The organism is Clostridium sp. AM58-1XD, assembly GCF_003464085.1.
Taxonomy (GTDB): Bacteria; Bacillota; Clostridia; order Lachnospirales; family Lachnospiraceae; genus Lachnoclostridium_A.
The window spans coordinates 88356-114606 of record NZ_QSDR01000010.1 but is presented as its reverse complement, the minus strand read 5'-3'; the positions used below and the strand labels follow the sequence as shown (position 1 = coordinate 114606).

Annotated in this window: 21 protein-coding genes and 1 pseudogene; 16 read left to right on the top strand and 6 right to left on the bottom strand. The window is 46.6% G+C overall.

Translation table 11 applies throughout. The annotated features are described in order from the left end of the window. Positions 1-191: 191 nt before the first annotated feature. Entirely contained in the window at positions 192-560 is a 369-nt protein-coding gene (locus DXA13_RS08165) for a hypothetical protein (RefSeq protein ID WP_118243261.1), read from the bottom strand. Then, entirely contained in the window at positions 557-781 is a 225-nt protein-coding gene (locus DXA13_RS08160) for a hypothetical protein (protein ID WP_118243259.1), read from the bottom strand. The genes DXA13_RS08165 and DXA13_RS08160 overlap by 4 nt, the downstream gene beginning before the upstream one ends. Positions 782-903: 122 nt before the next feature. On the opposite strand from DXA13_RS08160, the gene DXA13_RS08155 reads away from it, so the two are divergent. Next, positions 904-1422, top strand: coding sequence for a TetR-like C-terminal domain-containing protein (locus DXA13_RS08155; RefSeq protein ID WP_118243257.1), 519 nt, complete (start codon positions 904-906; stop codon positions 1420-1422). Between the two features lie 158 nt (positions 1423-1580). Here DXA13_RS08155 and DXA13_RS08150 read toward each other — a convergent pair whose 3' ends face one another. Next, positions 1581-2465 (bottom strand): DUF368 domain-containing protein, encoded by an 885-nt coding sequence (locus tag DXA13_RS08150; protein ID WP_118243254.1) that lies wholly within the window; start codon positions 2463-2465, stop codon positions 1581-1583. A gap of 288 nt (positions 2466-2753) precedes the next feature. Between DXA13_RS08150 and DXA13_RS08145 the strand changes: the two genes are divergently transcribed. Continuing rightward, the gene (locus DXA13_RS08145) at positions 2754-4826 is read left to right on the top strand and encodes an LTA synthase family protein (protein WP_118243252.1); all 2073 of its coding nucleotides are present in this window, start codon (positions 2754-2756) and stop codon (positions 4824-4826) included. Positions 4827-4973: 147 nt separating this feature from the next. Here DXA13_RS08145 and DXA13_RS08140 read toward each other — a convergent pair whose 3' ends face one another. After that, positions 4974-6083 carry a DUF362 domain-containing protein gene (locus tag DXA13_RS08140; RefSeq protein WP_118243302.1) on the bottom strand — a complete coding sequence of 370 codons (1110 nt, stop codon included), beginning with the start codon at positions 6081-6083 and terminating at the stop codon, positions 4974-4976. Positions 6084-6274: 191 nt separating this feature from the next. Between DXA13_RS08140 and DXA13_RS08135 the strand changes: the two are divergent. The 10 genes and pseudogenes from DXA13_RS08135 to DXA13_RS08100 all read left to right on the top strand — a co-directional run bounded on the left by DXA13_RS08135 (position 6275) and on the right by DXA13_RS08100 (position 16219). After that, positions 6275-7554 (top strand): annotated as a pseudogene (locus tag DXA13_RS08135) (aminotransferase class I/II-fold pyridoxal phosphate-dependent enzyme). A gap of 113 nt (positions 7555-7667) precedes the next feature. Further along, positions 7668-9218 carry a cardiolipin synthase gene (cls, locus tag DXA13_RS08130; protein WP_118243250.1) on the top strand — a complete coding sequence of 517 codons (1551 nt, stop codon included), beginning with the start codon at positions 7668-7670 and terminating at the stop codon, positions 9216-9218. A gap of 25 nt (positions 9219-9243) precedes the next feature. Next, complete coding sequence (locus tag DXA13_RS22970) at positions 9244-9645, top strand: patatin-like phospholipase family protein (RefSeq protein WP_347559772.1); 402 nt, start codon at positions 9244-9246, stop codon at positions 9643-9645. Beyond that, positions 9642-10103, top strand: coding sequence for a DUF6363 domain-containing protein (locus tag DXA13_RS22965; protein WP_347559771.1), 462 nt, complete (start codon positions 9642-9644; stop codon positions 10101-10103). Before DXA13_RS22970 ends, DXA13_RS22965 begins: the two co-directional genes overlap by 4 nt. 207 nt (positions 10104-10310) lie before the next feature. Then, a complete protein-coding gene (locus DXA13_RS08120; protein WP_118243248.1) occupies positions 10311-11408 on the top strand; it encodes an S-layer homology domain-containing protein in 1098 nt (365 codons plus the stop codon). 41 nt (positions 11409-11449) lie between these two features. Further along, entirely contained in the window at positions 11450-12085 is a 636-nt protein-coding gene (locus DXA13_RS22960) for an HlyD family efflux transporter periplasmic adaptor subunit (RefSeq protein ID WP_347559770.1), read from the top strand. Beyond that, positions 12073-13182: an HlyD family efflux transporter periplasmic adaptor subunit gene (locus DXA13_RS22955; protein WP_347559769.1), complete on the top strand. Its 1110-nt coding sequence runs from the start codon at positions 12073-12075 to the stop codon at positions 13180-13182. Before DXA13_RS22960 ends, DXA13_RS22955 begins: the two co-directional genes overlap by 13 nt. A 58-nt stretch (positions 13183-13240) precedes the next feature. Then, complete coding sequence (locus tag DXA13_RS08110) at positions 13241-13948, top strand: ABC transporter ATP-binding protein (protein WP_118243300.1); 708 nt, start codon at positions 13241-13243, stop codon at positions 13946-13948. 31 nt (positions 13949-13979) lie between these two features. After that, a complete protein-coding gene (locus tag DXA13_RS08105) occupies positions 13980-15110 on the top strand; it encodes an ABC transporter permease (protein ID WP_347559768.1) in 1131 nt (376 codons plus the stop codon). 116 nt (positions 15111-15226) lie between these two features. Next, entirely contained in the window at positions 15227-16219 is a 993-nt protein-coding gene (locus DXA13_RS08100) for a dipeptidase (RefSeq protein WP_118243244.1), read from the top strand. A 187-nt stretch (positions 16220-16406) separates the two neighbouring features. On the opposite strand, the gene DXA13_RS08095 is transcribed toward DXA13_RS08100, so the two are convergent. Then, a complete protein-coding gene (locus DXA13_RS08095; protein WP_118243241.1) occupies positions 16407-16832 on the bottom strand; it encodes a hypothetical protein in 426 nt (141 codons plus the stop codon). 331 nt (positions 16833-17163) lie between these two features. Here DXA13_RS08095 and DXA13_RS08090 point away from each other — a divergent pair, with 331 nt between their 5' ends. From DXA13_RS08090 to DXA13_RS08080, 3 genes are read left to right on the top strand one after another with little or no spacing between them, the layout of a single operon-like run. Then, positions 17164-17799: a cytidylate kinase-like family protein gene (locus DXA13_RS08090; RefSeq protein ID WP_118243239.1), complete on the top strand. Its 636-nt coding sequence runs from the start codon at positions 17164-17166 to the stop codon at positions 17797-17799. Between the two features lie 46 nt (positions 17800-17845). Then, positions 17846-20173 (top strand): hydratase, encoded by a 2328-nt coding sequence (locus DXA13_RS08085; protein WP_118243237.1) that lies wholly within the window; start codon positions 17846-17848, stop codon positions 20171-20173. A 15-nt stretch (positions 20174-20188) separates the two neighbouring features. Then, complete coding sequence (locus tag DXA13_RS08080) at positions 20189-21787, top strand: C40 family peptidase (protein ID WP_118243234.1); 1599 nt, start codon at positions 20189-20191, stop codon at positions 21785-21787. On the opposite strand, the gene DXA13_RS08075 is transcribed toward DXA13_RS08080, so the two are convergent. Further along, on the bottom strand, positions 21784-23409 hold the full coding sequence (locus DXA13_RS08075; protein WP_118243231.1) for a GntR family transcriptional regulator: 1626 nt from the start codon (positions 23407-23409) through the stop codon (positions 21784-21786). The genes DXA13_RS08080 and DXA13_RS08075 overlap by 4 nt on opposite strands. Before the next feature lie 362 nt (positions 23410-23771). Here DXA13_RS08075 and DXA13_RS08070 point away from each other — a divergent pair, with 362 nt between their 5' ends. Then, a complete protein-coding gene (locus tag DXA13_RS08070; RefSeq protein ID WP_207662156.1) occupies positions 23772-26192 on the top strand; it encodes a response regulator in 2421 nt (806 codons plus the stop codon). Positions 26193-26251 lie beyond the last annotated feature (59 nt).

Genomic DNA, 26251 nt, shown 5'->3' with positions numbered 1-26251 from the left:
CTGCTTAGAGTGAGACAACGGGAGATGAGCGAAACAACGATAAGGGTGATGCAAAAGCAAACAAAGAGGCCGGGCCGGATTTTATGACCTGGCTGGGCCTCTGATCAAAATCAGGCTGACTGGGATGTCTGATTTGCTCTTGCAGCACCCTTTATCGTTTCATGGCCTCCCTAAGTAATTTTAGATATCTGCTATTTCAGACCGACACATAAAGGAATTAGACAGAACAACAACAGAATTCCAGAGATTCCGGCGGCAATGCCCAGCAGCATCTGATTGAACACCATGGTAAAACACATACCAGCTCCTAATATAAGTACGCCTGCAATACCCAATAGCACTGCCATTACGGTTTTAAATGTGATATGCACCGGCGTCTTATGTTCCATCCGCCGGTAAACGAGAGCCATAATCAAAAGCAGGAACAGTCCGAAACAGCCGGCGGCAATTCCTTCTCGAAAGAGATTCCATTCCGGAAGCATAGACATACACATTCCCACGCCCAGAAAAAGGACACCGGTCGTACCTAAAATTAACGCAGTAAAATGACTTTTTTTCATCGTTTATATCCTCCTTTTATCTGCTTTTTATCCCATTTTTCTTTACGCAGCCGTTCTTTTGCGTCTTCAGCGGATTCATTACCGCACGTCAGATACTGGTCTATGAATTGGTCTTCAATTTTTTGGAAAGTGCCGACTGCGCAGTCTTCAATTTTTTGAAAGTTGTCTGTCACCATCCTGGCAATTTTTTTGTTTGCAAGAATCAGTTTTGATTTAGCCATAAATTCCTCCTATTATTTCAACACTTGTTGGATTTGTTCTCTTTTAGTATAATTAGATCAGACATGAAATTCAATCATCAATAAAGCAACATTTGTTGGAATAATAGGGAGGAAACAAAAGAATGAATACGAAGAATAATCAGAGGAGAAGAACCTCCATACAAAAAATAGAACGGGCATTTATTCAGCTGCTTCAGACAAAGAATGTGGATGAAATCACGGTGACGGACCTGTGTAAATTGGCACAGTTAAATCGCTCCACATTTTATGCCAATTATATCGATGTATACGATTTGGTGGAGAAGCTGGAAATGAAAATGATGGAAGACTTTCAGACGTTGTATGCAGACGAAGAGGCGAACGGATATAATTCCAATGATTTTTTAAAACTTTTTTATCATATAAGAGAAAATCAGCTTTTTTATAACACCTATTTTAAATTGAATTTTGACCTGAATGTTCAGATCACGAATTACGACAAAGCCCTTGCTGAAAAATACTATGATCTTGAAAATATCGAGTACCACATGGAGTTTTTCAGGGCCGGCATAACGGCTGTCATTAAAAGATGGCTGAAAGGCGGCTGTGTCCTGAGTCCGGAGGAGGTGTTTGAAATTATAAAATCTGAATACAGAAAATAGAAGAAAGCGGATTGGTTCAGGGCGGTCCTCGCAGAGCGTTTTTGTTACATAGGTTGACTTTTCTATGTAATAAAAACGCAGAGACTCATAACTGCAAGCGGGCATGAGCCTTGCGGTATGAATTCTCTGCTATGAACCGGACCACCGCAGGCTAAAGGCTACCGCTCACCCATAATGTAGGTGATAAAACCGCCCGCTGCTGCAAGAATGATTCCGAGGAGTACGGTCATCAATCCCAGAGAGGAGAGCTGACTGAACAACCCCGTATTGTAGAAGATCGCGAAAGGGGAAGCCAGAATCAGGCCGAATATGGCGCAGTACGTCTGTACCCCATATGTTTCAAACAGGAAGGTAATCAGCTTGGCAATCAGGAAAATTCCAAGCAGAACGCCAATGCCGAAAGGGAACAGGACAAGCCCGCGGTCAATGAGAACTGCCATATCAAAGGCTTTTAGTCCTTCCATAAAGGTTTTGACGGAATCGATAATTCCATAATAGTACCCTAAAATCATAAGAACCATGGAACCGCTTACGCCTGGAACAACCATGGTTGCGGAAGCTATGATTCCGATAAAAAACAGAAGGATCATAGTGCCGGGAGCTGCGGACAGCGATGTCATCATCTCCTTATCCGACTGGAGAAGGGGAAGTCCTACCGCTACGACGAAGAGGATCAGAAAGGCGAGAGCGCCGGAAATTCCGATGGAAGAAGAGGTTTCCCTCATCTTGTTTTTCAGGGAGCGCAAAAGTACGGGAATGCCGCCTAAAATCAATCCGACAAAAGTCATACAGGTGACGAAGGTGTGCTGGCTCAACAGATATTCGATGGCAAACGTAAAGCCTACGAGCCCGATAAAGCAGCCGATTACAATTGGCAGAAGGGTCAGTACGCTCTTCTTGAAATCTTTAAAGAGGCCGGACACAGAGCCGATCAATTTGTCATAAATACCAAGAGAGAGTGCCATCGTTCCACCGCTTACGCCTGGAATGACATTGGCGATGCCGATAAACATCCCTTTGATAATGTCGAAAATAAATGTCATAAAACAGTCCTCATTTCATAGTTAATCGTTATTCGTAAACCTCAGGGATAATTATATGGGCGGAAGGAACAGATGTCAAGCGGAGAAAGGGTTATAAAGGTGTTATAAAACCGTTGAAAAAAGGGAACGGATATGGTAGACTAAAGCCGATTTTACGTAATTGTTCGGACAGTACTTATCGATTCCCCGAAAGATCCGAACCGTTGCGATTGAACCGGAAGGTAAAAACGAAGCATATTAAGTCAGCAGTCTGAACGAGTGCCTGCGCCAAGGGCGGGGAGGAAATAAATGAAACGATGCTGGTGGAACTGGTATCTGAAAATTATTCTGGCGTCATTTGCCGTAAACAGTGTGATTGAAGTCCTGGGAAGAAAATCGTTTGCCGGGACATGGAAGTATATAGTAGGAAATCCTCAGGTTTTCCTTTTGAATACCGCAATTATCATGATTCTGTTTCTGCCAGTATTTCTGACAAGGAGAAAATGGTTTCTGTTTATCCTGGCGGCTGTGATCTGGCTGTTTGCAGGTGTTGTCAACGGGGTTCTTCTCGCCTTTCGAACGACGCCCTTTACAGCGGCTGATTTCAGACTTGTAAAGTATGCGATGGGTATGCTGACTACATATATGAGCTGGCCGGAGATCATACTCGCGTTGGCCGGACTGGCCGGAGCCGGAGTTCTGCTTGCATTTTTATGGAAGAAGGCCCCAGCTGAAGAGAAGGGAACCCCTTATTTGACCGCCGTTCTGATCTGTGCAGTGACTGCAGCCGGCGGAATGGGATATACGAAATACTGCATTGAATCGGGAATTGTGGCGGTCCATTTCGGAAATATCGGACAGGCATTCAAGGAATATGGATTTCCTTATGGATTTGCCAATTCGCTTGTCAATACGGGCATATCAAAACCCAGGGAGTATGACGAGGAGACGATGAAACAGATCGAAAAAGAGATGATTCCTGCTCATACATATACTCTTTCAGAGGAAGAACTCCCTAACATTGTGATGATCCAGCTGGAGTCTTTTTTCGATCCGTCCTTATGGTCGGAAAGCCCGGTTAAGGAAAATGTCGTACCCTTTTTCCAGTATCTCAGAAGAAACTATCCTTCCGGCTATCTGAAAGTCCCTTCGGTGGGGGCAGGAACGGCGAATACAGAATTTGAATGTATTACCGGAATGAATCTGGATTTCTTCGGGCCGGGAGAATACCCTTATAAGACCGTTCTCAGAAAAACCGCCTGTGAGAGTATCCCCTTTGATCTGTCCAGGCTTGGATATGCCACACATGCAATTCACAATAATGAAGCGACCTTCTATGACAGAAATAAGGTGTTTTCCCAGTTGGGTTTTGATACGTTTACACCGATTGAATATATGTACAACATCGAAAAGAATCCCATTGGCTGGTGCAGGGATAAAATTCTTACCGGAGAAATCACAGATACGCTGGATTCCACAAAAGGTCCTGATTTCATCTATACGATTTCCGTTCAGGGTCATGGAGCGTATCCTGATTTTGAATATTACTGCAGCCAGATTAAAGAGATGGACGATTTTATCCGGGAGCTGATCCGCACGATGAATGCCAGAAGCGAACCGTCCGTAGTAATCATGTACGGGGATCATCTTCCGGGATTTTCATGGGATGCCAGTGAGATGGCAGGCGGTTCACTGTACCAGACCCAGTATGTGATGTGGAACAATCTGGGATTGGAAAATATTAAAAAGAATGTAGAAGCTTACCAGCTGGGCGCGCATGTTCTGGATATGCTGGGAATCCATGAGGGGACTATGATACGGTTTCATCAGGCATGGATGGAGAGAGATCTGGCTATCGGCATACAGGGAAGCCTCCTGCGGACGGAACGCTTGAGGATTGCCAGACAGAAAATCAGAAAGAAGTACCAGGAGGATATGAAAGCCCTTCAGTACGATATGCTCTATGGAGATCATGAGATATATGGCGGGGAACTGCCTTTTCGTGCGACTGAACTGGAAATGGGCATACGCCCGGTCATAGTCGACGCAGCAGTACGGAACGACGACACGCTGCTTATCTATGGAAGCGGTTTTAACCAGTATTCGAAAGTGTATCTCAGCGGAAAAGCGGAAGAGACCATGTATGTATGGCCGGAACTGATTCTTGTAAAGGAGATATCCGGGAAAAAGCTGGAGAAACTGGAGATAGGAGACATATCCGTCTGGCAGACGGGAAAAGATAAAGTGCCTCTGGGAGAGGCGGAAATGAAAGCCGACAGGATCAAGGAGGGCAGGTGGACGGAAAAAATCCGTGAACCTGAGACAATTCCCATTATGGAAGGAGACGGAGAACAAGGCGTACTTAACAGCGCGAAACAATAATTATAAAAAACGGTCAGGGTGCTGCGAAAAAAGAAAAGCAGAGGCCCGCTGATACCAGGTGAAGTGACTTGCCACCGCATCGGAAAGGATTCTGGTATCAGCGGGCCTCTGTCAACTTATTTCACGCAGCCCATTATCGCTTTTTAATCATATGGTGATCAGTTCGTATTCCCTGCTTCCGAGTCCGAGCTTTTCAGAATGGTCGATACAGACTTCCCAGTTCGTTTCAGGATGCACGTCTGTAAAATGATCGTGATGAACGTGTTCCCTTTCATCCATGATGCTTCCGGAAATGGCAGACTGTCTGTTGACCGCATCCGCGCATGCCATATCGAGGGCGACAGGATCAAAGGAAGCGAACATACCGACATCGGGTACAATCGGAACATCATTTTCACTGTGACAGTCGCAGTAAGGAGAGACGTCTACAACGAGGCTGATATGGAAATGAGGGCGGTTGTGAAGAACGGCCCAGCTGTACTCAGCGATTTTCTTATTCAGAATATCGTTGGATTCATCATTTCCGGCCAGTACGGCATCCACTGGACAGGCGCCGATACAGCGTCCGCAGCCGACACACTTGCTGTGATCGATGGAAGCTTTTCTATCCGTAATTGTAATTGCGCTGTGAGCGCAGTTTTTCTGGCAGAAACCGCAGCCGACACATTTCGATCTATGTACACGCGGTTTGCCTGCGCTGTGCATTTCCATCTTGCCGGCACGCGAACCGCAGCCCATACCGATATTCTTTAACGCGCCGCCGAAGCCAGTCAGCTCGTGGCCCTTGAAATGCGTCAGGGAGATAAAGATATCGGCGTCCATAATAGCGCGGCCGATTTTGGCCTCTTTTACATATTCTCCGTTCTCTACAGGCACCAGCATCTCATCCGTTCCCTTCAGGCCATCGGCAATCAGAACGTGGCAGCCGGTGGAAAATGGGCTGTAACCGTTCTCATATGCAGCGTCCAGATGATCCAGTGCGTTTTTTCGTCCGCCCACATAAAGGGTATTGCAGTCTGTCAGAAATGCTTTGCCTCCCGCTTCCCGGATTAAATCCACGATTACTTTCGAATAGTTGGGGCGAAGAAATGCCAGGTTTCCAGGTTCGCCGAAATGGATTTTAATGGCCGTGTAGCGATTATTAAAATCGATGTTCTCCAGCATTCCGGCTTTCTTTACAAGACGTGCCAGTTTCTGAAGCTGATTCTCAGTGGGAGAGGTTCTGAAATTCGTAAAAAATACCTTTGACTTGCTCATGATGTCCTCCTTAAAAATTACTCTGCGCGGCATAAACCTGCATGCACAGATGTAATGCATTCCTGCAGCCATTACATGACAGCCGCTCTGCAGTCATTATATCTTAAATTTCCCTGGCATTCAACTTGATTTTCATGCAGGATGTGTGTTAGAATTGGAAGCTATAAGAATTACTATAGGAGGATAAACATATGAGTAAGACACGTTCTGCAGAGACAGTGTGTATTCAGGGGGGCTGGCAGCCTAAGAATGGAGAGCCGAGAGTGCTCCCGATTTATCAGAGTACCACATTCAAATACGAGACAAGTGACCAGATGGGCCGCCTTTTTGATTTGGAAGAAAGCGGCTATTTCTATACGAGGCTGGCGAATCCCACCAACGATGCTGTCGCAGCAAAAATCTGTGAGCTGGAGGGAGGAACGGCGGCAATGCTGACTTCTTCCGGACAGGCGGCCAACCTTTTTGCAGTTCTGAATATCTGCAGCGAAGGCGATCATATCGTTTGTTCCTCTTCTATATATGGAGGAACCTTTAACCTCTTTACCGTTACAATCAAGCGTTTTGGAATCGAAGTTACACTGGTGGATCAGGACGCTCCTGATGATGAAATTTCCAAAGCATTCCGCGAGAATACAAAGGCAGTTTTTGCAGAGACGATCGCGAATCCGGCCCTGTCTGTGCTGGATATAGAAAAATTTGCTGCGCTGGCTCATGAGCACGGCGTACCGCTGATTGTAGACAATACGTTCGCAACGCCGATTAACTGCCGGCCGTTCGAGTGGGGAGCGGATATCATTACCCATTCCACAACGAAATATATGGACGGCCACGCCCTGACGGTTGGCGGCTGCGTCGTTGACAGCGGAAATTTTGATTGGACGGCCCATGCGGATAAGTTCCCTGGCCTTACGACTCCGGATGATCCTATCACGGCATCGTTTATACGGAGAAGTTTGGAAAGGCCGCATACATAATGAAAGCAACAGCTCAGCTGATGAGAGACCTGGGATCGATTCAGGCGCCTCAGAATGCGTTCCTCTTAAATATCGGTCTGGAGACACTTCACCTGAGAATGCCGCGACACTGTGAAAACGCATTAAAGGTAGCTCAGTATTTAAAGAGCAGAGAAGATGTGGCGTGGGTGAATTACCCGGGATTAGAGGGTGATAGATATTTCGACCTGGCGAAAAAATACATGCCGAACGGCACCTGCGGCGTAATTTCCTTCGGACTGAAGGGCGGAAGATCGGCAGCGGGAGTATTTATGGATAAGCTGAAGCTGGCGGCAATCGTAACCCATGTAGCAGATGCGAGAACTTCTGTTCTTCATCCTGCAAGCCATACCCACAGGCAGTTAAGCAACGAACAGCTGATTGAGGCAGGTGTTGATCCGTCCTTAATCCGTCTGAGTGTGGGCATCGAAAATGTGGACGACATTATTGAAGATTTGAGACAGGCGCTGGACGACTGAGTTCCGGCGAAGAGATGAGTCACAATGAGGGGATGGTAAGAGGGGCGTTCAGCTCCTGGCCATCCTCTGTTTTATCATAGGGCTGAATGCCTTTTGGAAAGGAGTAGAGACGGATGAAGCGTCTGAGAAGCCTTTTGAGGATTATATTTGGACGGACGACTTTTGTAGTCCTGTTCGTGCTGATTCAGCTGGCGATTTTATTCGGCTGTTTTCAGTGGCTGAGTGAATACATTATCTATGTATATGGAGGATTTACGGGATTAACGGTCCTTGTAGTCATCTATATCCTGAACAAGAAAGAAGAGCCAAATTACAAGCTGGCCTGGATTATCCCGATTTTGACATTTCCTATTTTCGGCACGCTGTTTTTTGTATTTGTGGAGTTGGAAGTTGGAACCAGGCTGATTGCAGGAAGGCTGAAACATATACTGGAGGAAACAAAAGTTTATCTGCTGCAGGACGAGAACGTGAAACATAACTTAAAGCAGGAAAGCGGCAGAATCGGGAGTCTTGCCCACTATATGAACGAATACGGCGGATACCCCATTTATCAGAATACCCATGCAGAATACTTCCCGTCTGGGGAAGAAATGTTTGAAGAAATGAAAAAACAGCTGAAAGCGGCTGAAAAATTCATTTTTATGGAATACTTTATAGTAGAACGTGGTATGATGTGGAACTCGATTCTCGATATCCTGGAAGAAAAAGCAAAGGAAGGCGTGGAAGTACGCGTTATGTATGACGGAATGTGCTGGCTGACCCTGCTTCCATATCATTATCCGGATGAATTGGAGAAAAAAGGAATACGATGCAAGATGTTTGCTCCTGTAAAACCGGCCCTTTCCACTTACCAGAACAACAGGGACCACAGAAAGATCACGGTGATCGACGGCCATACTGCATTTACAGGAGGAATAAATCTGGCAGATGAGTATATCAATGAGAAGAAAAGATTTGGTTACTGGAAGGATGTAGCCGTGATGGTGAAAGGGGATGCGGTCAAGAGTTTTACCATGATGTTTCTCCAGTTGTGGAATATTACGGAAAAGCAGAAAGAGATTTATGACAGGTACATTCCGTCCAGAGAGGAATACAGGGACATCGTTCCGTCCGGCAGCGGATATGTGATGCCTTATGGAGACAGCCCACTTGATCATGAAACGGTTGGAGAGCATGTTTATCTGGACATTCTGTATCAGGCGAAGAAATACGTGCATATTATGACTCCGTATCTGATTCTGGATAATGATATGGTAACGGCGCTCACATACGCAGCGAAAAGAGGAATTGAGACGATTATTATCATGCCTCACATACCGGACAAAAAATATGCATATCTGCTGGCGCGTTCCTATTACTGGGAGCTGCTGGATGCAGGCGTCCGGATTTTTGAATTTACGCCGGGATTTGTCCATGCCAAGGTATACGTAAGCGATGATGAGAAAGCAGTTGTAGGCACCATTAACATGGACTACAGGAGTCTGTATCTGCATTTTGAATGTGCTGCGTATCTGTACCGCAACACGGCAGTCGGGCAGGTCGAAGACGATTATCAGAATACGCTGAAAAAGTGTCAGGAGATTACTCTGGAAGACTGCCGCCGGTACCCTGTTTACAAAAAAATAGCCGGCAGCGTACTGAGGCTGTTTGCCCCCCTGATGTAAAGCGTTTAATAAAGGAGATGTGTGTATGACAGAAGGAGCACTCGTATTAGAAGGCGGATCTCTGCGCTGCCTGTTTACGGCAGGCGTACTGGATGTGCTGATGGAAAATGAGATTGAACTATCCTATGTAAACGGCGTGTCCGCCGGTTCTATGTGCGGTATCAACTACGTGGCAAAACAGAAGGGAAGAATGTATGAAATAAATAAAAGATACCTCAGAGATAAAAGATATATCAGTCTGCATAATCTGGTTAAGAACAGACAGATTTTTAACTTTGAGTTTCTGTTCGGAGAATTGAGCAGTACACTGATTCCATTCGATTTTGAAACGTTCAGCGATCGGAACAGAGATTTGAAGCGGTTGCTACCAGGTGCAGGACGGGCAGACCGGAATACTTTGAAAAGGGCGTATGCCCGGACATTATGACGGCCGTACAGGCGTCCGCCAGCATGCCTGTGCTGTCGCGGATGATCAGAGTGGATGGAAGAAAATATTTAGACGGCGGAATATCCATGCCGATTGCCTACAGAAGGGCAATGGATCTGGGATATGAAAAGGTTGTGGTGGTATTGACAAGGAATGAAGGCTACAGAAAAAAACCGGTGAAACCGTTGACAAAGAGAGCATATGAACACTATTTCGCGCCCCTTCCCAACTTGAGAAAATCCTTGTACGACGTACCGGACCGCTATAACCGGATGCAGGAAGAGCTATCGCGGCTTGAGGCGGAAGGCCGTATTTTTATCATCCGTCCAGATTGTCCTGTAAGAGTGTCACGAGTAGAGCGGGATTTCAAAAAACTGGAGGAACTGTACCAGGAGGGACGGAAAGTGGGAGCCAACCATCTGGAGGCGCTGAAGCAATATCTGGAACTTAAAGAATGACGGAGAAATCCGAAATAATATATAAAGCTTAACGAGGCTGTTTCATCTCTGACGCATGGCAGGAGAAGAAACAGTCTCGTTTTTGCATCCCCCCTTTTTGAACGCTGAATTTCCACTTTTTAATCACAAAATGAACACAATTTATTGATAAAGTGAATTAAATTCAAAGAAAAGTGGGAAAAAGTATGATATGGAAGGAGTCTGTTTATGGATAAGAGATGGCAGGCAGGAATGATGGCCATGGTGACTGCGGTAATCACAGCAGTGCCGGAGCCTGTGATGTCCGCAGAGGCCGCTACAAATTTTGATTTCAGAAAAAAAGTAATCAGCCTGTCGGGAATTATGACAGTAAATAATGCCGATCAGTATGTGACCAGGGCAGAATTTGCTGAAATGCTCGTAAAAGCTTCTGAATACAGGGAAATTGTGGGTGAAAACAGTTCGGTTTCCGTGTTTTCAGATGTAAAGAAGGACAATCAATATGCTTCTTTTGTGCGCGTAGCCGTGCAAAATGAGTGGATGAACGGCTATCTGGGAGGCGTTTTCCGACCGGACCAGTATGTGACACTTCAGGAAGGAGCAAAGGCCGCACTTACTCTTCTGGGATACACCAATGAAGACTTTAAAGGGGATCAGATAGGAGCCAGAATGGCTAAATTTGAATATCTGGATCTAAAAGAAGAAATTGGCCTGTCAGCCGGCGATCCGATGACAAAAGGGGACTGCATCAATCTGTTTTACAATCTTTTGAAGGCAAAACCAAAATCTGGAAACGGCATTTATGGATCGGTGCTTGGATGCGAACTGGCATCTGACGGGGAAATCAGCCCGCTGGCCATGGCAGACGTAACGCTCCAGGGACCGAAACTGATTACTAGTGAAAATGAGCTGGACAGGGCAGTTCCCTTTAAGATGGAAGACGCCAACGTATATCTGAATGGGGATCCCAGCAGCGCCAAGTCACTTTACAGTGCAGCAGACAGCTATCTCGTCATATATTATAACTCGGCCAGTAAGACGATTTGGGGATATACGCCAAATGACAGCGATGACTCCGACCGCTGCATGGCAAGAGGCGAAGTGACCCATATTTACTACAAATCCACAGATGTTATGACACCGAGTGCAATCGAACTGAATGATGATACAGAATACCAGATTGATAATTCCGAAATGCAGTTCGCATTTTCCGTATACGGAACCGTGGAAATCGGTGATATGATCACGGTTATTTACAGCAAATCAGGGGAAGGTGACGACGACAGCGTAACCAGAAAAATTCTGGACTACATAATAGAGGATTAAGACCATTCTTCATAAAAATGATGTATTAAGGAGTTTCCATTATGGCGAAAAAAAGCAGGAAAAGAAAACTGACCAGAAAACATATTTTGATTCTCGCCCTGATTTTTGCGGCTGCTCTTGCGTTGCTGGTTTTCAGCAGAAAGTCCAAAAAAACAGGGGCAGAAGCAGTGGTGCAGAATACGGCAAAGGTTGAAAAAAGAGACATTGCCTCCGAACTTTCAGCCTCCGGCAGTTTGGCGGCAAAAGATTCCTACAATATCACGTCCCTGGTAGAAGGCGAGGTGCTGACGGCTGATTTTGAAGAAGGAGATGAAGTCGAAAAAGGTCAGGTGCTCTATACGATTGACAATTCTTCCATAGAATCAGAACTGAAATCTTCCGGCAACTCTCTGGAGAGGGCCAAGGAGGATTATAATACGGCGGTGGAGGATTATCAGGAGGCCGTGAGCAAATTCAGCGGCAATACATACAAGTCAACAGAAACAGGATATATAAAAACGCTTTATATCAAAGACGGAGACAAAGTGAGTGCTCAGACGAAAATTGCAGACATTTACAATGATAAAATCATGAAGCTGAAGGTTCCTTTTCTGGCTGAGGAAGCGGCGGCGGTTCCTGCCGGGGCACAGGTGACCGTACACTTACGGATACAGGTGAGGTGCTTATGGGAACGGTGAAATCAGTTGCCAACATGGATGAGACGATGACGGGAGGCCGGGTAGTCCGTTATGTATATGTGGAGGTGGAAAATCCGGGAGGGCTCACCATCAGTCACAGTGCGACGGTTACATATGGAGATTTGACATGCAGTGAGGAAGGCAGTTTTGAACCGACGACGGAAACGACAATGACAGCAGAAGACCTGTCTTCGGATGTGGAAATTCAGACGCTTCTCATTTCAGAAGGTGACTATGTAAATAAAGGGACGGCTCTCTTCCAGATGACTTCCAATTCTGCAGACAAGATGATGCGTTCCTATAAAACCAGCATGGATAAGGCCGAAGAACAGGTGGAATCCGCAGAGAACAAACTGGAGACAACACAGGATTCTTACGATAACTATACAATTACGGCTCCTATTTCCGGCCAGGTAATCGCAAAGAATGTGAAAGTGGGAGAGAAAATCAGCAGGAACTCAGGATCGTCGGATACGACACTGGCGATTATTTACGACTTGTCCAGCCTGACCTTTGAGATGTCCATCGACGAACTGGATATTCGGAACGTGAAAGTGGGGCAGAAAGTGAATATTAAAGCAGACGCCTTTGAAGATCAGAGCTTTACAGGTACGGTAACGAATGTCAGTCTGGAAGGTTCCTATTCTAACGGTGTCACGAATTACCCGGTCACAGTAACTCTGGATGAGACCGGCGGACTGCTTCCCGGAATGAACGTAGACGGAACAATCGTTCTGGAAGAGGCAAACGACGTACTGGCTATACCGGTAGACGCACTCATGCGGGGCAACCGCGTCTATGTCAGGGATTCTGCTTCCGTGGAAGGAACGCAGGCAGAAGGTGTACCGGCCGGATTCCGGGCGGCGGTAGTGGAAACCGGCCTTACGAATGACTCTTATGTGGAAATTAAAAGCGGCCTTTCTGAGGGGGATGAAATTTACATAAACCAGTCCAGCAAAAATTCATCTACGAGCACGTTTATGATCCAAAGCGGAGGTATGGGAGGCTTTCCGGCTGAAGGCGGCGCGCCGGACGGCAGTGGTAACAGAGGGAGCGGCCGCCAGTCAGGCAGTGGAAGCGGAAGCAGGCAGCGTTAAGGAAGCTGACCGGGACAGGAATGTGTGCACAGAACAGATCGGGAAGGAAAGGCTGATTATGGCGGAACCATTAATTGAACTGAAAAATATAGACAAGATTTATCACATGGGCGATGAACAGGTCCGGGCAAATGACGGAATTACCCTGACGATCTGCCGTGGAGAATTCGTAGCGATCGTAGGCAAGTCAGGAAGCGGAAAATCCACCCTGATGAATATCATCGGTGCCCTGGATGTGCCGACAAGCGGTTCTTATTATCTGGGCGGTGAAGATGTAAGCGACATGAGCGATGACGAACTGGCGGAAATCCGCAATAAAATGATCGGTTTTATTTTTCAGCAGTACAACCTGCTTCCAAAACTGAACCTCCTGGAAAACGTAGAGCTTCCCCTGCTTTATGCAGGACTGGGAGCGGAAGAAAGAAAAGAGCGGGCCATGGAGTCCCTGAAACGCGTCGGACTCGAAGAAAAGTGGAAAAACATGCCGAATCAGCTGTCCGGCGGGCAGCAGCAAAGAGTTTCCATAGCGAGAGCACTGGCGGGAAGCCCTTCTCTGATTCTGGCAGACGAACCGACAGGCGCTCTGGATTCCAGAACGAGCCGGGATGTGCTGGATTTTTTGAAGCAGCTGAATGAAGAGGGGAATACGATCGTTATGATCACCCATGACAACGGAATCGCAGTGGAAGCGAACCGTGTTGTGAGAATTCACGATGGAAAAATAAATTTTGACGGGGATGTGGAGGATTATGCTGCAATCGTTTAAAATGGCTTTAAAAAGTATATGGGGAAATAAAATGCGGTCATTTCTGACCATGCTGGGAATCATCATCGGTGTCGCCTCCGTAATCATCCTGGTAAGCCTTGTAAACGGATATATGTCTTCTGTCGTGGAGAGTTTTGCTAGTATGGGAGTCAATCAGATATCCGTAAGCGTCGTGAATATCCCGTCTCGTTCTCTGGATGTGGAGGATACATATGATTTTTATGAAGAACACCTGGATGAATTCGGTCAGATGACGCCGGTGGTCGGCATTTCTACGACTATAAAAAGCGGCAGCGACAGTATGGATTCCACCAGCGTCGGCGGATACAGTGAGGACTATCTGGCGATCAAGGATTACGATCTGGAAACGGGGAGAAACATTCAGTATTCGGACCTGGAGACGAGACAGAAGGTCTGCGTCATCGGATACTATGTGTCAAATGAGCTCTACGGCGGGCCTGAGAAAGCCGTGGGGCAGACGCTGAAAGTGGGAGGTTCTGCTTTTAAAGTGGTTGGCGTGGTGGAACGTCAGGATAAAGAGAGCCTGAAAGAAGGCGGAACAGATGATTTCGTATGGATTCCCTATACAACGGCGATGAAATTTTCCAGAAACGGCAGCGTCAGCAGCTACATTTTTACAACGAAGGATGTGGAAAATACGACAGAGTGCAGGACGCTTCTGGAGTCATTTTTATATGAACAGTTTAAAAATGAAGACCTTTACAAGGTAAATGCCAACAGTGAAATGCTGGATCAGCTGAATGAGCAGATCGCCATGATGTCGGCCATGCTGGGAGGAATCGCAGGTATCTCCCTTCTCGTGGCAGGAGTAGGCGTAATGAATATCATGCTTGTATCCGTAACGGAACGTACGAGGGAAATCGGAATCAGAAAATCATTGGGGGCCAAAAAACGTACGATTCTACAGCAGTTTGTCATAGAAGCCGCCGTGACCAGTTCCATAGGAGGGATTATGGGAATTATTCTGGGTTCTGCGGCGAGTATAGCAGTTGGCAAGGCGATGGGAATTTCCTCACCTCCTACTTTTGCGGCGGTGCTGATCTCTTTCAGCGTTTCGGTCGGAATCGGACTGATTTTCGGATATATGCCGGCGAACAGAGCTGCAAAGCTGAATCCTATCGATGCGTTAAGAAGCGAATAATGCTTGCATTTTCCGGTAAACGTTCAATATAATGGTACCAGGAGCATAAAGTGCACAGGAATCCGCTGGTATTACGAGCGATACAAAAAGCGGTGAATGTAAAACAGGAGGAACGGATGAAAGTTGCAGATATGCATTGCGATACTATACTGGAAATACAGAAAGACCATAAAAACGGTGGAAATATTTCCCTTTTGGACAGTCCTCTTCAGATCAATCTGGAACGACTGGAAAAGGGGGATTATCTCGTACAGAACTTTGGAATGTTCGTCCATCTGGGAAGGGAAAAACAGCCGTTCCGCTTCTGTATGGAGCTGATCGATGTCTTTTACCAGGAGATGGAATTGTTTGCGGACAGAATCGGAGTTGCAACGTCTTTTGATGACATCGAAAAGAACCGCAGACAGGGAAAGATATCAGCGTTGCTGACAATTGAAGAAGGAGCCGCCTGTGAAGGAGAGGTGTTCCTGCTCAGGGATTTGTACAGGATGGGCGCCAGGATGATGACGCTCACATGGAACTTCGAAAACTGTCTGGGCTTTCCAAACCGAAAGATAACAGAAGGGCCCCAGGCGGGCAGATACGTGCCGGATACGGAGCGGGGGCTGACGGACAAAGGGATTGTGATTGTGGAGGAAATGGAGCGAATTGGTATGATTCCCGATATTTCACATTTGTCGGACGCCGGTATATGGGATGTGTTTCGGCATACGAAGAAACCATTCGTGGCCAGCCATTCCAATGCAAGAGCGCTTGCCTCTCATCCGCGAAATCTTACCGATGAGATGATAAAAGCACTTTCTGATCGTGGCGGGGTCATGGGAATTAATTATTACAGTGCCTTCCTTCGTGACTGGAAGGAAAAAGAGGAGGAAAAAAGCAGGATTTCTGATATGATCCGTCATATGAAGTATATAAAAAATATCGGTGGAATCGAATGTATAGGCCTTGGATCAGATTTCGACGGAATCGATGGGCAGTTGGAAATCGACGGTCCCGATAAACTCCCTCTGCTGGAACATGAGATGAGGAAAGCCGGCTTTACGGAACGGGAAATCGAGGCGGTTTTCTGCAAAAACGTACTGCGCCTTTACAGGGATGTACTGTAAAAATAATGATGAAATCAGAGCTGCAAAAAGGATATAGAATTGCCCCGATACCAGATCACGTTCCAGAGCAGCGGCCAGGTGACGAGATCTGATATCGGGGCAATGTGTGGTTTTAAATTTGCAGAATCCGTTTCATTTCGGACCCAGCTGCAGCGGCATCAGGACATTATGTATTCCGATGCCAATGTCAGCCTCTGTCGTCCGGTTTGGAGTTTATAGGAGGATCCTGCTTATCCAAAGCGGAGACGAACAGGAATTTTCTGATCACGAACAGCAGGGCAATCGCGGCTATGCCGATCAGCGTGTCCAGGATGGGCATGTGCTCAATAATCATTTCCCTGGAAACGGTGAAGATCATTACCTCAACAACGGAATCCAGGTTGTGGCGGCAGAACATCTTCAGCAGCTCAATTCCGATGACAATATCAAAGATCGATATCAAAAATTCGTTGAAACCGCCTTCCTGGTAAAGGAAGGTGATTTTGTCAGGAACATGGATAAGGGAAATGAGAATTGCGATGATAACGATTGCGGCAACCAGTATTTCAAACCAGTTGGATGCAGCGGCAATCATTAACTGAGCCTTGTGTACTTTGGAATCGGATGGTTTCATTGAAATCTCCTCTCTTGTCGTGTGGTATACAGATTGTACTGAGCTCGTGTAAGATCTTGCCAGGTGCGATAATCCGCACTAAGCTCGAAAAGACCTCGCTAAGTGTTTGTTATATTTATCCTAATAAATAAAGGTAGTTTTTGTCAATTGTTATTCCAGAAAATATAAATTGTTTTATAAAAAAAACATAAAAGTTTGTTAAACTTTGTAACGAATTTGAAAAATAATTTACCTGATATAAAAAATATGATATAATATCCGCAAAGTGGATCAAAGTGGATATTATATCTGCGAAACGCGGATACCAAATTATGATGGGGAGGCGTAAGCCATGAGTGAAAAGAACTTGGTAATAACGATAGGAAGACAGTACGGAAGCGGCGGCCGTATGACAGGTGAACGGCTTGCAAAGGAATTGGGAATCCATTTTTACGATGAGGAGATTCTGAAGATGACTTCCGAAGTCAGCGCTATTGGTGAACAGTATTTCCGCCTTGCAGATGAAAAGGCCGGGAATAACCTGCTCTATAAGATTGTGGGAGGCCTGAAGGACAGTCTGTCGGCACCGTCCACGAAGTTTGACATCACATCCCCGGACAATCTGTTCCGTTTCCAGTCTTCGGTAATACGTGACCTGGCGAAAGAAGAATCATGTATTATTGCTGGAAGATGTGCAGATTATGTTCTGGAGTCTGCTGGAATGGATGTGATTAAGCTGTTCGTCTATGCCGATATGCCGACGCGGATCCGCCGTGTAATGGAAGTGGACGGAGTGGACAGCGAAGAGGCCCAGAAGAGAATCAGGAAGATTGACCGGGAAAGAAAGGGATATCATAAGTATTTCACGGGCCTGGACTGGGAAGACATGACGAACTACGATCTTCCGATCAACACGACAAAGATCGATCTGGACCAGCTGGCTGAGCTTGTAAAATGTTATATCAGAATCAGAGGGTATGAGATCTGACCCGGTTTTACAAAGGATAAGAAAAGAAAAACAGGAGGATGGACCAATGGTGAAATTATATGACGGCGGAGTATATCTGCTGAATGGAACTGAGATCGTTACAGAAGAGGAGGCTGTGAGAAGAGCAGCCGAGGGAAGCATGCCGGCCGTTGAAGCTGACGGCACGGAATGTTCATACAAGGAAGCAGCTAAAAAGGGTACAATGGCCTATTCCATATTAGAGGAACACAATACATCCGAAAACATGGACAAGTTAAAGATTCGATTTGACGCAATGACATCCCATGACATTACATATGTGGGAATCGTTCAGACCGCAAAGGCTTCCGGAATGGAAGAGTTCCCGATTCCATATGTGCTGACGAACTGTCACAATACGCTCTGTGCGGTAGGCGGAACGATCAATGAAGATGACCATCTGTTCGGCCTTTCTGCCTGTAAGAAATACGGCGGAATCTTTGTTCCTCCTCACATTGGCGTTATTCATCAGTATATGCGTGAAATGATGGCCGGCTGCGGAAAGATGATCCTTGGCTCCGACAGCCATACGAGATACGGAGCTCTCGGCACCATGGCCGTTGGTGAAGGCGGTGGAGAACTGGTAAAACAGCTGCTTCGTGATACCTATGACATTTCTTATCCGGATGTAGTCGGCGTATACCTGACAGGCCGTCCGGCTCCTTATGTAGGACCGCAGGACATTGCACTTGCTATTATCGGCGCCGTATATAAGAACGGCTATGTAAAGAATAAGGTAATGGAATTTGTAGGACCTGGTGTTGCATCCATGACGACAGACTACAGAAACGGTGTAGACGTCATGACGACGGAAACGACTTGCCTGACATCCATCTGGAGAACAGATGAGGATACAAAGGAATATCTGACGCTTCATGGCCGCGGCGGGGACTATAAAGAGCTGAATCCGGCAGAAGTGGCATACTATGATGGAATGGTCTATGTAGATCTGAGCACGGTGAAGCCGATGATCGCCCTTCCGTTCCATCCGAGCAACACATATGAGATCGATGAACTGAACAGCAACCTTTCCGATATTCTGAGAAAGGTAGAGACAGAAGCGGCAAAGACGATCGATAATCCGGCGATCCAGTTCACCTTAACGGACAAGATTGTAAATGGCAGGCTGCAGGTAGAGCAGGGCGTAATTGCCGGCTGTGCAGGCGGTACTTATACGAATATCATGGAAGCGGCCCACATCCTCAAAGGCAGGTCCTGCGGTTGTGATGAATTTGCGCTTTCCGTATATCCGTCTTCTCAGGCTGTATTTATCGACCTGGTAAATAAAGGCGTAATCGCAGACCTTATGGTAGCAGGCGCAACTGTAAGAAGTGCATTCTGCGGTCCATGCTTCGGTGCAGGCGATACTCCGTCAAATAAGGGGCTTTCCGTACGCCATACGACGAGAAACTTCCCGAACCGTGAAGGCTCCAAACCTGGAAACGGTCAGATTGCATCGGTTGCACTTATGGATGCGCGTTCGATTGCAGCTACAGCAGCTAACGGCGGCGTTCTCACATCAGCAGAAGAGATTGCAGAAGCTTATGAGATTCCGGCATATCATTTCGACGGAACTGTTTATGAAAACAGAGTCTATCAGGGATTCGGCAAGGGTGATAAGGCGAAAGAACTCGTATACGGTCCGAACATTAAGGACTGGCCTCAGATGAGCGCGCTGGCAGACAACATTCTTTTGAAAGTCTGCTCCAAGATCATGGATCCTGTAACGACAACAGACGAGCTGATCCCATCGGGAGAGACTTCCGCTTACCGTTCCAATCCGCTGGGACTTGCTGAATTTACACTTTCCAGAAGGGATCCGGCATACGTTGGCCGTACAAAGGATGTAGATAAGCTGGAGAAGGCGCGTGCAGCCGGCAAAGATCCTGCGGCAGAGTGTCCGGAACTGAATGACATCTTTGACAGGATACGTACGATATCAGGGAGCGAAGAGGCTACGGCGTTCAATACGGAAATCGGCAGCGTGATCTATGCAGTAAGGCCGGGAGACGGCTCTGCCAGAGAACAGGCCGCCAGCTGTCAGAGAGTGATCGGAGGCCTTGCCAATATTGCTCTGGAGTATGCGACAAAGAGATACCGCTCCAACGTAATGAACTGGGGCATGATTCCGTTTCTTATGGAAGAAACGCCTGAATTCGAGGTGGGCGCTTACATCTATGTCCCTGGAATCAGAAAGATTCTTGACGGCGATATGAGCCGTATATCAGCTTACGTGATCGGCAGCACGGTAACAGAGATTACTTTGAGCATTGCAGATATGACTCCGGAAGAACGTGAGATCGTAAAGGCAGGCTGCCTGATTAATTACAACAGGGACCGCATGAATAAGGACTAATTGGAGACGAGAAGAATGCCTGGAAAAATAGATTACAGAACGAGCATAAATAAAGCCAGGAGGCGCAGAAATCGTGGAAAATACGAGAAGTACCTCCTGATCGCAGGAGTGGCAGTCATTGTAATCCTTCTGGCCGTTATTATCGGAAAGACATGGAACAAGCCTGCTTCCGGCGAGGCGGAAAACCGGCAGGGAGAAGAACAGCAGCAGCCGTCACAGGGAGAGGAGCCGACTCTTTCAGAGGAAGAACTGGCCAGACAGAAACAGGAAGAAGAGATCCAACAGGTAATTGATTCCTACGGTAACCTGGGCGTGGCGCAGGTATCCGGTTATCTGAATATCAGGGAAACCGCAGAAGCAAACGGCAAGATTATCGGAAAACTGATGGGAGGCAGCGGCTTTGATATTCTGGAGACCCTGGAGGGATGGTATAAGATATCCTCCGGAGGGTTTGAAGGATATGTAAGCAGCCAGTACGTGCTGACTGGAGACGAGGCCAAGGCTCTGGCAAAAGAGAATATCAAAGAGAGAGCGATTGTGACTGCTGACAAACTGAATATCCGTCAGGAGCCGGTGATCGATGCGGCCAATGTGGTAGGACAGGCTTTGATTAATGAGAGATACGAGGTGCTGGAACAGCAGGAAGGCTGGGTGAAGATTGATACTGGTTATCTTTCTGCCGATTATGTGGAAGTGAAAATGTGTCTGAATGAAGCCAGGAAGATGGATCTGAAGGCTATGGCCGTGAATCAGTATGACAATATCGTCATTTCCAAGGTAGACAACTATCTGAATGTCAGAAGTTCACCGGAAGATAAGGGAAATGAGAATGTGATCGGAAAGTTCCCAAGCAGGGCGGCAGGAGAGATTCTGGAAACGCTGGACGGATGGTACAAGATTAAATCAGGCAATATTACAGGCTATGTGACGGCAGACCCGCAGTATACGGCTGTGGGACAGGAAGCCAGAGATCTTGCGCTGCAGTCGGCGTCCCTGATGGCCGTAGTGCGTACGGATAAATTAAACGTCCGTACAGAGCCCAATACGGACAGCAAGGCATGGACCCAAATATCCAAGGAAGAGCGGTACCCGGTTCTGGCACAGCTGGACGGCTGGGTGCAGATCGAGCTGGATACAGAAGACAGTGATGAGGCGTTCATTTCGACCAGAGACAATAACGTAGAAGTACGGTACGCTCTGAATGAAGCGATCAAATTCTCACCGCTGGAAGAGAAGGCGAATAAAGAAGCATCCAGAAGGGCACAGATTGTCAACTATGCGCTTCAGTTTGTCGGAAATCCATATGTATGGGGCGGTACAAGCCTTACAAAGGGTGTAGACTGTTCCGGATTTACTATGCAGGTATTGGGACATTTCGGAATTTCGCTTCCGCATTACTCCGGTTCTCAGGCGAAGATGGGAAAAGAAGTTTCATCCAAGAATATGAGGCCGGGAGATTTGATTTTCTATACAAACAGCCGTGGAGTTGTAAACCACGTAGCGATGTATATAGGAAACGGCCAGATTGTTCATGCAGCCAGCCGAAGAAGCGGTATTAAGATTTCTACGTGGAACTACAGAAAGCCGAAAACGATCAGAAATATGATCGATTAGAAAAGGCAAATATCATATAACAGGAATAGAAAAGGTAAAAGAGGATGTTGCAAAAAGGAATAGAGCATTGCCGCCGATACCAGATGGAGTGACTTGGCCACTGCCTGGAACGGAATCTGGTATCGGCGGCAATGCGGATTCGACTTTTGCAACACCCTCTTTTTATGATCGTTAATTTCGATTTTTTTACAGAAGATTGGAACTGATTGCGTTTCACAGAAGGGCAGCGTCAGTACACGGGCTTCCTCAATGCCTACAGAAACAGCTTTTTCTCTTGATGAAAGAAATATTTTAGTGATAAGTTGTTCCAGAGTATCTTCAAATAGGGAAGAATCTCCGTCATCCAGGCTTTGAATCAGCCGATTGGCGTAATCGTCCATCTGAAGATATGGCTCCAGAGTGGAGAACGGATATCCCCATATCAGGAGGCTGAAGAGCTGGTCGTATATGGTCTTCAGCGCAGCTCTGTCGGAAGCTAAAATTAAGGCATTCGTGCATATGTAGTTGATAACTCCATAATGATTTCCATTTACAGCCATAATGATTTCTGCCTTCATCCGTTGGCGCTCGTTTTTGCTGATCAGAGAAAAGCAGGCCGCGGCCATGGAACGGCATGTGAGAGCCAGGACATGAAGGGACTCCAGATAGGACATGATATTTTTCCTGACGATCGGATCGCTCCATTTGACCTGTTTTACACCTTCCTCCGGCAGGAGTGATCGGGTTCCCTTTCCATTTATGGATTCGGTGACACCCAGGTTATTGAGCAGAACAATTGCCCTGCGCACCGTAATGATCGGGATGGAAAATTCTTCTGCAAGTTTTCGCGCAGAAGGGAGAAAGGTTCCGGCCGGGTAATTTTCAAGATAAATTCTGCGGATCAGTTCGCTTGCAACAGAAAAGCAGACATGCGGCTTTCCCCAACGATAAGGTCTGTCATGAACGGTATCTTTATCGACAGAAACAGAATATGGATTGAAATTCTGATATACCTGTTCGATAAGATTACGCAGAGCGTCTGTCTCGCCTTCCTCCTGCATTCGCAGCATGTTATGAAGCTTATCGTGAAGCATATGGTAGACGTTCTGCCACCTGGTCTGGTCTTTGGCAAGTGAGGCCAGATAAGACGGGTAAGAAAACAGCATAGCGTCGTAATATAAGTCCATCAGCAGGGAATTGTGCAGACGTTTAATAAGCTGTGCCAGAAAATGAACGGTCGGTTCATCCCATGCATAGGCAGGCTTGTCCAGAATCTGCTGCTGCATCAGAATATCCTCCTCACTGCATAAAGAAAGACTATAATAAACTGCATTCGGAAAAATGATTTCCAGGCTCTTATACAGGTCCTCTAGGACGGCCTCCTGTACTATGATCTCATTCGGCAGTTCCCTATGAGAATCTTCGGATTGAGAAAGAATAACGGACCGTTTATTTTTGGCCCCTGAGATATATCCATCCTGCTCCAGAAGCTTGAGCGCACCGCGTACTGTCATCGTAGATACGCCGAACAGTTCGCTGAGCTTATGAATGGATGGGAGATACTCCCCTTCGGGATAATATTTAAAATGAATGCGTGCCAGCAGAAAACCATACATTGAAAAATAGAGATTCTTTTTCTCCATTTATCCACCTCCAAAACAATTTCCATTAGGATACCGTGTTCGCCGAACTCGTATAACTTTTCGTTAAGGGAGCCGGTTTTACCTGCTGCAGGATTCAATTACCTGCCGGGTATTCCTACTTTGCGGACATTATACCATAAAATCGACAGAAATGCCATTCCCGGGTTGCAGATGGGGCAGAAAGGAAAGAAACATTGGACGTGAAGTGTCCTCAAATCCGGCGCATAGACAAATTTATCATCATGTGATAATATGATAACAGTACATATGTGATATTAAGATAAAGACTGTATGAGAAAATGTCTCTGTAATCAGTACAGAGAATCAGCAAAGACTGCTTTGTGAAAAGAGGAAAGGGAAACATGCAGAAGGAGAAGGAAAAGAGTGAGGAAATGGCGGCTGGCGGAAAACAATTTGACGAATATAATGCCCTGATGAGTTCGCTAAAAGTAAGTGTCAGCAAACACCTGCTTGATGAACATTTTACCATGATATGGGCGAACGATTTTTATTATGAAATAATCAAGTATCCGAAAGACGAATATGAAGCGCTGTTTCACAATCACGCGGATGAATTCTATAAACATATGCCTGATCGTTTTCAGAGAATCAGAGAAGAGGTAGAGAAGGCACTTGCCGAAGGGCGTCCCGGATATGAATGTATATGCGAAATGCCCCAAAAGGGCGGCACTACAGCATGGACCCGTCTTGTGGGCACGTTTACCAATGAATTCGTCGACGGATATCCTGTTGTGTATACGGTGTTTACGGATATTACGGATGTAGTAGAAGTGCGGAGGGAGCGGACGATAACATATGATAATCTTCCCGGCTTTGCAGCCAGGTTCCGCATCGATGTGGACAACTTTGTTTTTCTCAGCGCAAATGATAAATTTATAAAGTTTTTTGGCTGCACAAAAGGCCAGGAACTTTCCTATGGCCTGTCTAATTATTATTCGGAAAGTAATCGAATGGCGTATGACCGGAACTTTCTGGCGATGCGCAGGGGAAATCCTGTCCATTTTACTTTGCAGGCAAAGGATCAGGACGGGAGAGATGTATGGCTTCAGATTAATGCGGACTGTATCAGCTGGCAGGACGACAATCCGGTTTATCTTGTTATTTACATTGATATAACGGACTTGACAGAACAGAGGCTTCTGCAGAAGCAGCTGGAAGAGCGGTCGGAACTGCTTCACAATGCTCTGGAAGCGGCGGAAGAGGCCAACAGGGCAAAGTCGGAATTTTTATCGCGTATGAGTCATGACATCCGTACGCCGATGAATGCCATTATAGGTATGACGGCGATTGCTGCTTCTCATATTGACAATCAGGAGCGTGTTATGGACTGCCTGGAAAAAATCAATGTCTCATCCAGACTTCTGCTCGGTCTGATTAACGAGGTGCTGGACATGTCCAGAATTGAGAGCGGGAGAGTGGCTCTGACGGAGGAAGAATTCAGTATGGGCGGGATGATCCATGATATTATCACAATTATCCAGCCTTCCATAGAGGCAAAACACCATACCTTTGATGTACATGCATTTGACTTGGAACATGAATATATCGTCGGGGATCTCCAGCATCTCCAGCAGGTATTTCTTAATATCCTTTCCAATGCAGTCAAGTACACTCCTGATTATGGAAGAATTCAGTTTGATATTCGGGAACTGCCTCATAAGACGAAAGGATACGGCAGATATGAATTCATATGCCGGGACAATGGCTATGGTATGAAGCCTGAGTTTATGGAAAAACTTTTTATGCCCTTCGAACGGGCGGAAGATCCGGATATTCGCGGAATACAGGGAACCGGTCTGGGAATGGCGATCAGCCGTAATATCGTGCGTATGATGGATGGAGACATCAAGGCAGAGAGTACGTACGGAAAAGGGTCGACATTTACCATCAGCCTGAGCCTGCAGTACCGGGATGAAGAGAATACGGAGTTCTTTCTGCCGGAAAGGCTGCCGGTCCTGGTTGTAGACGATGATCCGGTTACATGCGAAACGGTTTGTGAAAGGCTGGACGAAATCGGACTGGACGGCCGGTGGGTAACGTCAGGAAAAGAAGCGGTAAGCAGGGTGACTAAGGCTCACGGAACAGGAGAGGAATTCATAGCCATAATTATCGATTTGAAGATGCCGGAAATGAATGGAATTGAAACGGCGAAAGCGATCCGTACCCTGGTGGGGCCGGACGTGCCTATTATTCTGCTGTCGGCGTATGACTGGACGGAGTATGAGGAGGCCGCTGCAAAAGCAGGTGTCAGCGGTTGCATTGTAAAGCCCCTTCTGAAATCCAGTCTGGTTTGTGCAGTAAAGAAATACGTTCTGAACCAGAATAGCAGAAAGCCGGCGAGCTTTGCTGAACGCAGAGTGAGATCATTCGAGGGGAAACGCCTGCTTCTGGTAGAAGATAATCTGCTCAATCAGGAGATCGCAGCAGAACTTCTTGGCCAGACAGGAGCCGTTGTCGATGTGGCGCAGAACGGACAGGAGGCTGTCCAGGCATTTCTGACGTTTCCCATGGGATTTTATGATCTTATTTTTATGGATATGCAGATGCCTGTGATGAACGGTTTGGAAGCTGTCCGTACTATACGGGCCCAGAGCCGGCCGGATGCGTGCAGAATTCCTATCGTAGCAATGACTGCCAATGCATTGGAAGAAGATGTGCGTGCAGCAAAGGAAGCCGGGATGAATGACCACCTGGCTAAACCGCTGGACATCGAGCGGATGAACAGAATTTTAGAACGGTATTTGTACGACGGACCGATATGACGATACATATATGCCCCGCTATCAGAGGAAGGACTTGGCTGCCGCCATAGAACGGAATC

Excerpts from the sequence above, each read along its gene's own strand:
- DXA13_RS08165 (WP_118243261.1), bottom strand. The coding sequence starts at position 560 with ATGAAAAAAAGTCATTTTACTGCGTTAATTTTAGGTACGACCGGTGTC.
- DXA13_RS08160 (WP_118243259.1), bottom strand. The coding sequence starts at position 781 with ATGGCTAAATCAAAACTGATTCTTGCAAACAAAAAAATTGCCAGGATG.
- DXA13_RS08155 (WP_118243257.1), top strand. The coding sequence starts at position 904 with ATGAATACGAAGAATAATCAGAGGAGAAGAACCTCCATACAAAAAATA.
- DXA13_RS08150 (WP_118243254.1), bottom strand. The coding sequence starts at position 2,465 with ATGACATTTATTTTCGACATTATCAAAGGGATGTTTATCGGCATCGCC.
- DXA13_RS08145 (WP_118243252.1), top strand. The coding sequence starts at position 2,754 with ATGAAACGATGCTGGTGGAACTGGTATCTGAAAATTATTCTGGCGTCA.
- DXA13_RS08140 (WP_118243302.1), bottom strand. The coding sequence starts at position 6,083 with ATGAGCAAGTCAAAGGTATTTTTTACGAATTTCAGAACCTCTCCCACT.
- cls (WP_118243250.1), top strand. The coding sequence starts at position 7,668 with ATGAAGCGTCTGAGAAGCCTTTTGAGGATTATATTTGGACGGACGACT.
- DXA13_RS22970 (WP_347559772.1), top strand. The coding sequence starts at position 9,244 with ATGACAGAAGGAGCACTCGTATTAGAAGGCGGATCTCTGCGCTGCCTG.
- DXA13_RS22965 (WP_347559771.1), top strand. The coding sequence starts at position 9,642 with ATGACGGCCGTACAGGCGTCCGCCAGCATGCCTGTGCTGTCGCGGATG.
- DXA13_RS08120 (WP_118243248.1), top strand. The coding sequence starts at position 10,311 with ATGGATAAGAGATGGCAGGCAGGAATGATGGCCATGGTGACTGCGGTA.
- DXA13_RS22960 (WP_347559770.1), top strand. The coding sequence starts at position 11,450 with ATGGCGAAAAAAAGCAGGAAAAGAAAACTGACCAGAAAACATATTTTG.
- DXA13_RS22955 (WP_347559769.1), top strand. The coding sequence starts at position 12,073 with ATGGGAACGGTGAAATCAGTTGCCAACATGGATGAGACGATGACGGGA.
- DXA13_RS08110 (WP_118243300.1), top strand. The coding sequence starts at position 13,241 with ATGGCGGAACCATTAATTGAACTGAAAAATATAGACAAGATTTATCAC.
- DXA13_RS08105 (WP_347559768.1), top strand. The coding sequence starts at position 13,980 with ATGCGGTCATTTCTGACCATGCTGGGAATCATCATCGGTGTCGCCTCC.
- DXA13_RS08100 (WP_118243244.1), top strand. The coding sequence starts at position 15,227 with ATGAAAGTTGCAGATATGCATTGCGATACTATACTGGAAATACAGAAA.
- DXA13_RS08095 (WP_118243241.1), bottom strand. The coding sequence starts at position 16,832 with ATGAAACCATCCGATTCCAAAGTACACAAGGCTCAGTTAATGATTGCC.
- DXA13_RS08090 (WP_118243239.1), top strand. The coding sequence starts at position 17,164 with ATGAGTGAAAAGAACTTGGTAATAACGATAGGAAGACAGTACGGAAGC.
- DXA13_RS08085 (WP_118243237.1), top strand. The coding sequence starts at position 17,846 with ATGGTGAAATTATATGACGGCGGAGTATATCTGCTGAATGGAACTGAG.
- DXA13_RS08080 (WP_118243234.1), top strand. The coding sequence starts at position 20,189 with ATGCCTGGAAAAATAGATTACAGAACGAGCATAAATAAAGCCAGGAGG.
- DXA13_RS08075 (WP_118243231.1), bottom strand. The coding sequence starts at position 23,409 with ATGGAGAAAAAGAATCTCTATTTTTCAATGTATGGTTTTCTGCTGGCA.
- DXA13_RS08070 (WP_207662156.1), top strand. The coding sequence starts at position 23,772 with ATGCAGAAGGAGAAGGAAAAGAGTGAGGAAATGGCGGCTGGCGGAAAA.